A 12946-nucleotide genomic window follows, 5' to 3' on the forward strand; every position below is an offset into this window, starting at 1 on the left:
ATCTGTTAATTTTTAGGAATATACCCTGTGTGAAAATAATATAAACTGAATTTTCTGCAAAATAGATTAATTAACTATTAGATTTTGTATTAACCCTACTAAAGTCGTGCAAATATAATTTAATTTACTACCATGACTCCCGCTAGTCTATCAATCTATACTGTCATCCCAACAGATCTAATTACTCGAATAAAGAATGTTAACTTTGATACAATAAAATGGATATGTGGATTCACTAAGGAGGATACATAATGAAGTATACAGTTATAACCGGCGCAAGTTCAGGGATTGGATATGAATCTGCCCTGGCATTCGCTGCTCGTGGCAAGAACCTGATCATTGCTGCCCGCAGAACAGAGGAACTGGAGCAATTAAAGACAGAAATCACTCAAATCAATCCCGATTTAGATGTTATCATTCGGACAACTGACTTATCCGTTACTGAAAATGTTTATAAGTTTTATGAAGGGCTGAAGGATTTCCAACTTGAAACGTGGATAAACAACGCGGGATTTGGTAATTTTGCTTCAGTTGGGGAACAAAATTTAAACAAAATCGAAACAATGCTCCATTTAAATATCGAGGCATTAACAATCCTATCCTCTCTTTTCGTTCGTGATTACTCATCTGTTGAAGGAACACAACTGATTAATGTTTCGTCTGGCGGTGGCTATACGATCGTTGCTGATGCCATCACCTATTGTGCTACAAAATTCTATGTGAGTGCATTTACTGAAGGGCTTGCACATGAACTGAAGGCATATGGCGCAAAAATGCGTGCAAAGGTATTGGCCCTGCTGCAACAGAAACAGAATTTGCGAAACGATCTTTGGATGTCGACCAATTCGACTATAACGGGGTTATACCAAAATTTCATACTGCTAAAGAAATGGCAGGTTTTATGCTAAACCTTTATGATAGTGAAAAAGTGGTTGGAATAGTAGATGGATTAACGTATGAATATAAGCTTCGTGATCCTATTTATCCCTTTGCAAATCGAAATGCCAGGTCTGATTCCTAAATGGCCCCTGCCTCCTTGCAAAAAAGCCGAAGCATCGTTTATCCCGCTTCGGCTTTTACTTGCTATCTAGTATTATTTTTTGAAAGATTAACGAGCTTCCTCGCCCTTCCCTAAGCTGCTGTTCATTAATAAAGGAATAACTTAAGCGGATATATGATTGCAATTCGTTTAATGGGTCAAAAATAATGCCTGGAACAAAGGAAATCGAGTTTTCCAAAACTTTGGATAGAAGCTCGTTTGTATCGAGTGATGTAGGAATTTTGATCCACAAATTAAGGCCTCCATCAGGACTAGTCCACTCCCACCCCGTATTTTTCAATTCCGACTCAAGAATCTCTTTTCTGATGCTCAATGCGATTCGCAGCTTCTCAAGATGCTGCTGCATTCTTGCTGAGGTAAAATAATGCAGGAAAATCTTCTGGTTTAGTAGAGGAGATCCGTTATCTGTCAATGACTTAGCGGTCAGAAGATGGTTCATCAATGGCTGTCTGCATACTATGGCAGCAATCCGTAAGCCCGGTGCTATATACTTGCTAAAGCTGCGAATATAGACAACCATGCCTTCACTATCATATTTAAAGATCGGCGCTGGAGGCTCTTTTTCAAAATAAATATCAAAATATGTATCATCTTCTACGAGGACACATCGATATTTTTCAGCCAGCTCAACTAATGCCTTTCGCTGATGAGCTGGCACTGTATAGCCGGTCGGGTTTTGAAAGGTCGGATTTACATAAAAAAGGACGGGTTTATATGCCTTCATATAAGCTTCCACCTGTACAAGGTCATACCCCTCTTTCGTAATGTCAACGGGAATGATCTTTGCTCCCTGGCTGCGAAAAATCTCAATTGCCGCACTATAGCTGGGCCTTTCCAGCAAAACAATATCCCTTGGTTTGATGAGGAGCTGGGCAATTAAGTGGATGGCCTGCTGGGCACCGGAGGTAATCAGCAGTTCATCTGCTGAAAGATCCAATCCATGGCGCTTAAAAAAATAACCGGCAAGCGTCGCCCGCAATTCCTCGTCTCCCTGGATGGTGGAATACGTTCCCAGCACCTTCGGATATAAATCAAACACCTTTTTTACATATGCTGAAAAATAATGGTTTGGCAATAAATTAGGATCAATTAGCGCTTGTGAAAATTGATAGGTTACCGGGATCCGATGAATCTCCGACAGCCGGCTTTTCTTTTCAAACAAGGAAGAGAACTCTCTTGTTTCAGCATGCCCCTGAACAAAATAACCTGACTTATCCCTAACATATACCTTGCCATCATCCTTTAAAAGCTGATAGGCCTTAAAGACTGTTAACCGGTGGACACTTAACGTATTTGCAAGGTCGCGAACAGACGGGAGCTTGTCATGCTCCTGCCATTCCTCTCGAACGATCCGATTTAAAATATAATCATACACCTCTTTGTAGAGAGGAGTAGGCTTGCTTTTAAGTTCCGCCATTTGCCAGCCCCCTTTTATCAGTCTCTTTTCATATATTTTACTGCTGCTAAAAACGCCATTTTAAACAGAATATCATCTATTTTCACCATCTGTTCTGTTCGTTGTATTCTGTTCTGTTCATCTTCTTTTATTATAGAATAAAAGGAGGAATATTTAATGATTATTTTAGGATATTTCGTGATGTGTTTAATATTCGGAACCACCTTCCTCTCCATAAAAGTGGGAATCGATGCAGGCTTCGCTCCGTTTTTTTCAGCGGGAATCCGCTTTTTTATTGCTGGCCTTCTGCTGTTTACCTGGCTGGTTACCAGAAGAAAAGTTAGGATTTCCCTCTTCCTTCGTGGAGAATTAGCACTTATTGGGATCGGTCTGACCTTTGGGACGTTTTCTACCCTTTATTGGGCTGAGCAGCATATTACCTCTGGCGTAGCAGCCGTCTTGTCTGCATCTGGACCGATCATGATCATTTTTATTCAAAGCTTTTTCTTAAAAAAAGCACCATCCGGAAAATCGTTAATAGGATGCTTGATTGGCATGATTGGAGTTTCTCTATTATTGCTTCCAAGCCTAACCTTTGAGGCGAGCATTTATTGGCTGCTAGGCTGCCTCGTCATCCTCTTGGGTGAAATTTTTTACGCATCGGGTACTCTTTATTCGAAACATGTGATGGAACGTTTTGCCGAGATTCCGCCTATTGCACTAAACGCAGTCCAAATGATGTATGGGGGCGCCATGCTGATGGTACTCTCTTTTTTTACCGAACACCCGAAATTCGATTCTTTGTTTTCCATAAATGCAGCTGGGTCTCTCTTTTACTTAATTGTGGCGGGTTCGATGGTTGGCCACAGCATTTATTATTGGCTCGTTGCGAAAACAAACCCGGTATTCCCTTCTACCTGGCTATTTGTTTCTCCTATCATCGCTTTGATTCTCGGTTCCGTTCTGTATCAGGAAACCATTACCTGGTCAATGGGAATCGGTGCATTAACGATTTTAATGGGGATAATCCTTGTGAATGCAGATGGTTTAAAAATGATAATTTCAAAGAGAAACCTGCATAAAACCTAATCCGAGGCTGGGTTCCTTTTAATTACTAATTTAATCCCTACTGTCGTTACCAACAAATTTCGATAAATTTCGATAAAATATTTGAATTTTCTTACTAGAAAATAGTTTAATAGAAAGTAGTTAGATTATTGTTGGTTCTAGGAGGAAAAAAGATGAAGAATGATATGGGCGAATTATTGTTGCATTCATGGCTGCGTCATATCAAGCAGTGCCAATCTGTGCAATTAAATTGGATGGCGTCTATCCATAATTGGGAACTGAAAAATGAAGATCGAATACTGGAAACTATAAATGAAGTAAAATCATATTTTCGAAAGCAATACGGTTACAGTCTGTTTAAACAGTCAACATCTTGTAAAAAGCTCCTCCAGTATGGGGAAATAGATGTGCTTGGCCTGCAAATTAATGGCGGAATGGTCGCTAATATTTACGGCGTCAATATCGCATTGTTCGAGGAAGAATGGAATGAATCAGGTGCAATGATTCAGCCAGAAAGAATCATTACAAGTATGGTGAAGACAGCCATGCTAATTTACGGGCATTTTAATCTGGCTCAAGGTAACATCATCTTTGCCTCTCCAAAAATAAACAACGCCAATTTCGTTCCTCTTGCAACCATCGTAAACGAGTTAAAAGAGGTTTTTCAGCAATTGGGGTTCCAGTTTGAATTTACCCTTTTGGCCAACCATAATTTTAAAGAAATCGTCTATGAACCACTCAGGGAGCTGACAACTTCATTTACCGACATACAAGAGTCTTCACTTCCGTCCGAAAAGGCATCTTCCGAAATTGCAGCAACAAAAACACTTGAAGATCCAATTGAAATCTCCATAAAAACAGAAGGTGTAAAAATCGGTCCCCTCGTACGCAGGGAAATGGCAAAGCTAATATCAAAGAATCTAATTTCTCCTGAAAAAATCCAGCATTCACAGGACAAAAAATACTGCAAAGAAATATTAGATATCGACTACCCATTGTTAAAAAAGGTAAATGATGACCAGCCGATTATAGACCAATCAATGCTCAACGGCAACCAGCGATATTGGAAAAAGGTATATAAACTTCATGGTGAAAAATATTTATTGTGCAGTCAATGGACCGATAGAAACTCAGATAACTTCATAACATGGCTAAATTTATTCTATTGACAGGGCAAAAAGCGTAAGCGCCCTGGTTAGCCCCGACAGGCATAAGTCGAATCACGCAGGAAATCCTGATTTCTGGAGTGATTTGGCTTATGACCCCGAGGGGCTGGGCGCTGAAGCTAGATTAATATAAATTCATAAAAGTTATCCACATCATTTAATTTTATTATTTCCTTGACGATGAAAAAGCACCTCTTCCGTTTGGAGAGGTGCTTTTATGATTATTAATTAAATTAAACTACTTTTTTTAGGATTGGGTCCATACTGATTTTCATTCTCCTGGCTATCCTGGCAAGTAAATACAAGCAGAATAATGCCGCCCACTATAGGAATAAGGGCTATTAAAAGCCACCAACCACTTCTTCCGGTATCATGAAGTCTGCGAATTCCAACAGCTATGGACGGAAGCAGAACCGCTAATGAATAGAGTCCTGTTAATAAATTATTCAGATCCGCGACTGACTGCAAGATGGAAAGCACGATGGATATGATGGCATTGACAAGAAAGAACATCCAATATTCCTTACGCCTTGCTCTCCCTGAAAATCCAGTATAATTCTTTAACACGTTCAAATACCATTGCATATAAATTCCCCCTCAGAAGGTAAAAAATTATTTAGCATGTGGGTTTTAGTGCTTTTGAAAAATACCCCCCCTTAACTTGAAAATATGTTTCTGCCGGCCACCCAAATTGATAACCACCGTTTAAAATCACTATGGAATATTGGCTTTTAATAAGAAAAAGAAGAAAATTGGCAGGTCTCAGAATTTCAGTTAATGAGGGTCAGGCTTTTTTACTATGAGAGATGCATAGTGCATACAAAAAAATTGTTTACTTTATTCATACTCGAACAATGAAATGAATATAACCACCGTCACAAATCTACTTTCTTGTGTAAGCACTATTTTCTAAATAATTTAAGCTATAGTAAAAACTTTTGAAAATAAGAATTCATCAACTCTTCAACACTCTGATATTCTTTTTAAGATAGTTCCAATTTTGTGGTGCTGGAAGGCTTAATTGCCAGTAAGTTGCCCCTAGTAATTCGTATTGATCAATTAAATTATATTTTTCCTGGTAGCTTCTGATATCTTCAAACCAAACAATATGCTCGATTTTATCTTTCCAATATCGATACCAGGGAGATCGGGCATTAAGATCATATTGGATTGGAGCTCCTAAAGTAATCGCCTGATTTTGTGCTGCTAAGACGGAAAAAGCACTTGTCGCATTCGTTTTTACTTCTTTGTCATAGCCATATAAAGATAGTGCGATTTGCAGCTTTGGGTGGCTGATTTGTGAAAGTGAATAGCGGATGACCTGAGCAAGCCACCAAAGAGGTGAAATTGGATCAGGCGGACCAGTTGGATATCCATAATCGACTGTCATAACGGCAACAATATCTGCTGCCTTCCCGATTGCATGATAGTCGTATGCACCTACAATCCGATTTTGTGGTAAATCCTGCGTTTTAGCATGTACATTTACATGGAGAATCAGGTTTTCCAAACTTTTTTTCAACTCAGTTAAAAATCGATTAAAATCTTTTCTTCTCGGCGGAGGGATAAATTCAAAATCAATGCTCACTCCCCCATAATTTCTTTGCTTCGCGAGATTGGTAATGCTTAAAACCAAGTTTCTTCTATATATTTCATTTTCAAGTACTGCCCCAATCAGTTCGGGGCTAAATTGATCTCCCTTTAAATTTCGGATCATTAATAGCGGGATAACATGAACCTCGCGGCTTTTCGTTACAATTTTCCGGTCCTCCAATACATTGTAAGCAAAGCCCTGATCTGTTAAAGAATAGGCAGTTATGGCTAAATAAGTGAGCTGATTTGAAATCTGTTCGAAGTCAGTGAGGAAGGTTTCTTGAGAATAAGGAATGATAAATCCCAATGTGGCTAAAGGAAGTTTTTCAGGTGAGGGAATAGCTATTTTTTGCCCAACGAATAAATGATTTGGGTCCATGCTCGGATTGGCATTTAAAATTAATTGTATATCTGTCCGAAAGGTTTGTGAGAGCTTCCATAAATTGTCGCCTGGTTTTATTACATAATAACGTAATACGGTTGTTTCGTCAGGGATATAAATCGCCTGTCCAGGGACAAGTTTTAACGAAGACGGCAGGCCATTCACCCTCAATATTTCTGCCACTGTCGTACGGTATTGACTCGCGATCCCCCATAAATAATCTCCGTATTTGACCACATGGATACTCATGCCCCTCTCTCCTCCTATCCTTAAAATCATTTTATTATTTGTGGGCTGTAATATACTCAAAATATCATCAGATCAGTGTTTAAAAGTAAACGCTATCACCAAGTTTGAATGCTGAGTACCAATTTACCTATTTATCCATCCGTTTCCTGTATTCCAAAAGCCTTCTGTTATGATATTATTCTTTCGTTATATTAAACATACAACGAGAGGAAGAACGCAGCAGATGTTAAAGAAACTCTTTGCAATGACTAGTTTCTTACTATTTTCAATCTTAATGGTTTCGAATGCTTCCGCATCAACAGAGGTAAACATACCTTTAAATGTTGATTTAAAGCAAAAAATCACCACAGATATAGCACAGTTCCATGAATTCAACCATGCTGTTGTGCAAAATCAAACAATTTATGTACCTGAACGTCAGGGTAATAAAATTACCGCTATAAATGCATTAGACCATTCAATTAAATGGGAATATGCCACAAATGCAAATACAGCATATTATCAATTCAGCGGTATAAATGATATTCTATTCTTCCAGGCAAATGGCACGTTAACCGCTTTGAAGGATAATGGTACAGGTGCTACGGTATTATGGACAAAACCTTTCACCTTATCAAATATAGCAATTGATGGTTCAACTCTTTACGGATTCACTGGCGGAAAAGTTGTCGCATTAGACGCAGCGAATGGCGAACAGAAATGGGAGTATACTCTCCCGACTCGTGAAAAGCCAAACAGCAATATTGCAGTCGGCAATGGAAATATCTACTTTGTAACTGACAATCAGATAGATATGGTCCGCAAGATGTATGCGATAAATGCTTCGACAGCTCAAGCTCTTTGGACAACGACCAATGTAGATTATTATTCACAAAAGCTTTTCTTTACAGATGGAAAGATATATGTGAATAGTTACGACAAAATGAAGGCTTTTGATGCAACTAACGGTGCAGATCTTTGGAATTTTACAGTCCAATCGAATTTCGATTTTGAAATGAATGCTGCGACAATTTTTACAAAAACTTCAGATGGTTATGTTACAGCATATGACCGCATAACTAAAGCCCAGCTTTGGAAAACAAAAACAGGTTCAAATACACGTGGCCCGATCATTTTGACTCCATCATATATCATTGTGAATGGTGACAGCGTGATTAAATGGCTGGACATTTACAATGGCCAGCTTGCCCGTACAATGACTGAGCCAGGTGTGAACTATCAGCCATATACAGCAGTTGATGGTGCATTAGTGGCAATGGACAGTAGCTATAATTTATACTATTATGCTGCGGCAAATGACACGGTAAAACCGGTTCTTACACTTGATTCAGTACCTAATCGTTTTTCGCCTTATGAAAGTAACCCGGCCCAGCTTAATTTTTACTTAAGTGAAGATGCTTATGTAAAAATGACAGTGAAAAATAGCCAGGGACAAGCGGTTCGAACAAGCGATTTTGGCTTGCTGAACAGCGGATGGAACTATAAAACATGGGATGGCAAGGATGATAGCGGCCAGGTAGTCCCTTATGGAGCATATACTTTATCGTTTGAAGTAAAGGATTTATCAGGAAATACGACAATTAGTGAGAACACGGCAAAAAAAATGAATGTTGCAGATATTAAAGGAACGACCGTTACAGAAACGATTTCAAGAAAAGGTGCCGGAACTACCTATGATGTGTTGGCAACGATTCCGTCTGGTACACAAGTAACCATTCTAGATGAAACAACAGATTGGTTCAAAGTGAACTTCACAATTAACAGCACAATCTATGAAGGATATGTTCAAAAATCAGTTGTTGCTACTCGGTCAAATCCGAATCCACAGCCAACTACTCCTGCTGGAACGAACTCGGTAATATATACGGTTCAATCAGGTGACACATTATGGAAAGTAGCACAGAAGTTCAATGTGACAACCCAGGCCATTGTGGATGCAAATAATCTTGACCCTGCAAAGTATCTTTCTGTTGGACAAAAGCTGACGATCCCTGGCCAGGCAGCACAGCCTGAGCAGCCAGTAACTGGTACGACGTATACAGTCCAATCAGGTGATACGCTTTGGAAGGTTGCGCAAAAATTCAATGTAACCACTCAAGCAATTGTCGATGCCAACAAGCTTGACCCAACAAAGTACTTGTATGTAGGTCAAAAACTCACAATTCCTACTGTGGCACAGCCTGCCCAGACAACATACGTTGTACAATCAGGTGATACACTTTGGAAGGTTGCCCAAAAATTCGGTGTAACGACACAGGCTATTATTGATGCAAACAAGCTGGATCCAACACAATACTTGTATGTAGGACAAAAGCTCATCATTCCTGTTGCACCTCCTGCCACTACTACGTACTCTGTTCAATCAGGTGATACACTTTGGAAGGTTGCCCAAAAATTTGGTGTAACCACCCAGGCAATCGTTGATGCTAACAAGCTCGATCCAACCAAATACTTGTATATTGGTCAAAAGCTCATCATACCTGCAAAGTAAAATAAAAAAGGTAAGCAGATTATCATCTGCTTACCTTTTTTGTATCTAGTGCCTAATGAAAGACATTTTTGCTTTCTACATATGCGGTTTTGTCCTTCATGGCCCTTATGAAGGTCACGTTCGGATTAAACTAATACCTTTCTGCTTTCAAATTCTGCTTTGATCTGTTTAAGCAGCTCTCCATTTGTCAGAATTTCAAATCCAGTGAGTGCCATTGCTTTCGCACCCAAAATCATGGCTTCCCTTCCCTGCCCGCTCATGGCTGCTTCACGAAACTCATGTGTATGGCATGCATAGGCCTCATTACAAATTTTGATATATGGATGAATCGACGGCACCACCTGACTGACATTCCCCATGTCTAGAGAGCCTGATCCATCGCGTTGTGAATAAATCTCTTCTTCATTTACTCCCAATTCAACCAATTGCTCAGTAAAGATATTTGAAAGGCCGTTATTGGTGATCATGTCATCATAAGAAAATTCATAGAAAGAAGATGTTACAGTAGCCCCTGTCTGAAAGGCCGCACCTTCCGCACATTTTTTCACTTTTTCAACGAGCTCATTCACATATTCACGGTTTGCAGCACGGACATAAAATTGGGCTACGGCATAATCAGGCACAATATTGGCAGCCTTGCCGCCCTCTGTGATGATTCCATGGATTCTTGCATCGGATGTGATATGCTGGCGCAGTGCATTAATACTATTGAACGTTTGTAAGACAGCATCCAATGCATTAATACCCATATGCGGGCTGGCAGCGGCATGGGCAGCCTTTCCAAAAAACTCAAACTGAATCGCATCCATCGCGAGTGACGACCCGCTCTTCATGTAGCTATCTAGCGGATGAACCATCATCGCGACATCGAGCTGATCAAAAATGCCCGCTTCAGCCATGGTTACTTTACCGCCCTTTGTTTCTTCAGCGGGTGTACCAAAAACGATCACCTTTCCACCAGTTTCATGGAGAACCTTGCTTAAACCAATACCTGCTGCAATTCCCATTGTACCAATCAAATTATGGCCACATGCACTGCCCAGCTCCGGCAGTGCATCATACTCTGCCATGAATCCGATAACAGGTCCTGGTTTACCGCTATCGTATGTAGCAGTAAAGGCAGTTGCTAAACCACAAGTACCAATTTCCACTTGAAAATCATGCTTTTTTAATTCTTCTGTTAAAGTTGCGCACGCAATAAATTCCTCATGCCCAAGTTCCGGATTCTCGCCAATGTATATGCTAATATTATTGAAATCTTCTTGGCAACGTTGAATTTCATCTATTATTCTTTGCTTCATCTTGCTATCTCCACTCCCCAAATGGCAATCTAATATTTGTATAAAAAATCATATATTATTATAATAATTCATTCGAATAGGAATTTCACTATATAAAATTTAAAAAGTTTCAAATAGGTAAGGATTTTATTTATAATAATAACAGTTTAATCAAAAACAACTGCGCCACTAGATAGTAATTTCAATATCCAATCCGCCCTTTATTAAGGTATTGAAAGAAGTATGGCTCGAGCTTGGGCTTGCTTTGATTCCAATAACAACCTGTGTATGTGCTGCAGATCGGATATAATAATATCCCATGACCGTGGAACCAGCCGTTAGACCGCCAGAACTAGCATCGATAACCTTTACAAGCGGATTCGTTCCAGGTGATACATTTTTCAGATTTATAGCCAAGCCATTTGGATCCGATACAATTGAATCAAGGAATTGATCTCCCGCTTTATATGTGACCACACCATTCCCAGAGTTCGCTGTAATTCGAAAAGCGATCGGCTGGCCTTGGATCGGTTGATAGACCGCATTTCCCCCTGATAAAGTATTTGCCAAAACTTTGCCATTGGTTTCGGGGGTTAACGGTTCTCCAAATGTTCCAAGCCTTACGGTATTGCCAACGGCGCCGACTCTGTCACAATTCCAGAGTCGAATACCATTTTTGACTGAGTTATGCGTTAATTTTACGGTATTTCCCATCACCGAACCTTCCTGAAGATTTCGTACCATTATGCCTACCGGCACAGCGGTATCTTCGAAATCAACTTCATTATTATTAACATTTCCGGTAAAGTTTGGCTGCGTAGCCACCGAATAACCGCAATAAATCCCATACGGAGTAAAAGTAGTGATGGTTTTATCGAGCTGGTCCGGAACTCCGTGAATGAGATTTCCTTCGATCGACACACGGTCAAAAGCCCCTGCAAAAATAATTCCATAGGTGCCAAAGCACTTTTTAATATGATTATTTTTGACTAGCGCATTCAATTCCTGTGCCTTCTTGGTACCTCCTTGCTCTCCATCAAGAGCGATCGCGGCAATAGGATTTTTGGCATAGCCGCAATTTACGATCTTATTATTGGCAATGATAGAATCCCGACTATATTGCACAGCATTAGTCCATTCATAAAAAATACCACAGACCATAGAATCGGAAATAAAATTATCGGTTGCAATCATGCCGCCGCTGGAGTGGGCATCAATACCTTTTCTTTTATTGCCGCGGATGGTATTCCCCTGGAACAAGGCATCCAGTGCTTTTGAATAATTGGTGCCCATCATATTAATGCCATACCCAGGATCCACATATGTATGAGTTTTCGAAGCATCCGGGTGGCCGGCGCGTTCCACTAAGCAACTGGTAATCTGCGGCCGTTCAACAGCTGACATGGCAAAATTTGCTGAATAATTATCGTGCCCATAGCAATGTAAAAAAGTGATATCGGAGTTATCTGGATATCCTAAATCGGTTGGATAGTAATCCCCGAGGCTGGCCAATGAGGAATCCGGCATAATTGAATCCGTAGCTCTCACATTTCCACAGGGTAACGCGCTTACACCCCCGGTGAATCAAAACCCCTGAGCCGACATTACCAATAAAGCCACCGCCGAAGGTTTCGAATGGCGTACCGTCATTTTTATTACTGCCACTTGAATCATAGCTGTTGTTTTTCCAATAGTTCCAATAGCCAGAGGTAGGATAACCACCTGCAATTGTTCCTTTTTCACCATAGCCGGTCACTGGATCAATAGCCGGGAATTTCCCGTACCCTTTTGTTCTTAGGCCTTCAATTACCACATCTTCACAGAGTTGAAGCTCAAGGATCCCTTGAGCATGAATCCGCGTTTCAAGCGTGACTCCCCAGGAGATCACCCGAATATTTTTCTTGCCGCGAAGAAGTAAGCAAGGTTGATCATTATTCGGAAAATCTTTTAAAGCAGTGTTCTTTTCTACCCAATAAGTACCTGGTGGAATCAAAATGGTGTCCCCATCTGCCGCATTATCAAATAACTCTTGGAGCTGTTTTGTCGATTGTTTTCTACCGGTAGGATCCGTGCCTTTTGGTAATGAATAATTCAGGTAGTCTTCTATTTTACGGAGGTTTTCAGCCATTCCTGGAAGGAATTTAGTTGATAAATCGACTTGTTCGGTAGGAACATAAAACTCGCCATTTTGAAAATCCGTTTTATTTTTCATTTTTACACCTTTTTCATTTACAAGATTTTGAAACAATTCGGAAAAAATA

General features: G+C 40.1%; 9 protein-coding genes and 1 pseudogene. 4 read left to right on the forward strand and 6 right to left on the reverse strand.

Annotated features, from left to right (window positions below; all coding sequences use genetic code 11):
- Positions 1–251: 251 nt before the first annotated feature.
- Positions 252–1021, forward strand: a pseudogene (locus RCG23_RS24315) (SDR family NAD(P)-dependent oxidoreductase).
- 55 nt (positions 1022–1076) lie between these two features.
- Here the strand turns inward: RCG23_RS24315 and RCG23_RS24320 are convergent.
- Positions 1077–2477: an aminotransferase-like domain-containing protein gene (locus RCG23_RS24320; RefSeq protein WP_308177771.1), complete on the reverse strand. Its 1401-nt coding sequence runs from the start codon at positions 2475–2477 to the stop codon at positions 1077–1079.
- Positions 2478–2633: 156 nt separating this feature from the next.
- Between RCG23_RS24320 and RCG23_RS24325 the strand changes: the two genes are divergently transcribed.
- Together RCG23_RS24325 and RCG23_RS24330 are read left to right on the forward strand one after the other, a co-directional pair.
- Complete coding sequence (locus RCG23_RS24325) at positions 2634–3545, forward strand: DMT family transporter (RefSeq protein WP_308177772.1); 912 nt, start codon at positions 2634–2636, stop codon at positions 3543–3545.
- A gap of 152 nt (positions 3546–3697) precedes the next feature.
- A complete protein-coding gene (locus RCG23_RS24330) occupies positions 3698–4693 on the forward strand; it encodes a hypothetical protein (RefSeq protein WP_308177773.1) in 996 nt (331 codons plus the stop codon).
- Between the two features lie 225 nt (positions 4694–4918).
- On the opposite strand, the gene RCG23_RS24335 is transcribed toward RCG23_RS24330, so the two are convergent.
- Both RCG23_RS24335 and RCG23_RS24340 read right to left on the reverse strand, forming a co-directional pair.
- On the reverse strand, positions 4919–5275 hold the full coding sequence (locus RCG23_RS24335; protein WP_308177774.1) for a DUF805 domain-containing protein: 357 nt from the start codon (positions 5273–5275) through the stop codon (positions 4919–4921).
- Positions 5276–5645: 370 nt separating this feature from the next.
- Positions 5646–6914 carry a LysM peptidoglycan-binding domain-containing protein gene (locus RCG23_RS24340; protein ID WP_308177775.1) on the reverse strand — a complete coding sequence of 423 codons (1269 nt, stop codon included), beginning with the start codon at positions 6912–6914 and terminating at the stop codon, positions 5646–5648.
- Positions 6915–7137: 223 nt separating this feature from the next.
- Here RCG23_RS24340 and RCG23_RS24345 point away from each other — a divergent pair, with 223 nt between their 5' ends.
- On the forward strand, positions 7138–9405 hold the full coding sequence (locus tag RCG23_RS24345) for a LysM peptidoglycan-binding domain-containing protein (RefSeq protein WP_308177776.1): 2268 nt from the start codon (positions 7138–7140) through the stop codon (positions 9403–9405).
- A gap of 125 nt (positions 9406–9530) precedes the next feature.
- Here RCG23_RS24345 and RCG23_RS24350 read toward each other — a convergent pair whose 3' ends face one another.
- The 3 genes from RCG23_RS24350 to RCG23_RS24360 form a co-directional block, all read right to left on the reverse strand.
- On the reverse strand, positions 9531–10706 hold the full coding sequence (locus tag RCG23_RS24350) for a M20 family metallopeptidase (protein ID WP_308177777.1): 1176 nt from the start codon (positions 10704–10706) through the stop codon (positions 9531–9533).
- 168 nt (positions 10707–10874) lie between these two features.
- Positions 10875–12197, reverse strand: a complete 1323-nt coding sequence (locus RCG23_RS24355) for a NosD domain-containing protein (protein ID WP_308177778.1) — start codon at positions 12195–12197, stop codon at positions 10875–10877.
- Entirely contained in the window at positions 12148–12897 is a 750-nt protein-coding gene (locus RCG23_RS24360; protein ID WP_308177779.1) for a hypothetical protein, read from the reverse strand. Before RCG23_RS24360 ends, RCG23_RS24355 begins: the two co-directional genes overlap by 50 nt.
- Positions 12898–12946: the final 49 nt, after the last annotated feature.

Origin of the sequence: Neobacillus sp. PS3-34 (assembly GCF_030915465.1) — a bacterium.
Lineage (GTDB): Bacteria > Bacillota > Bacilli > Bacillales > Cytobacillaceae > Neobacillus_A.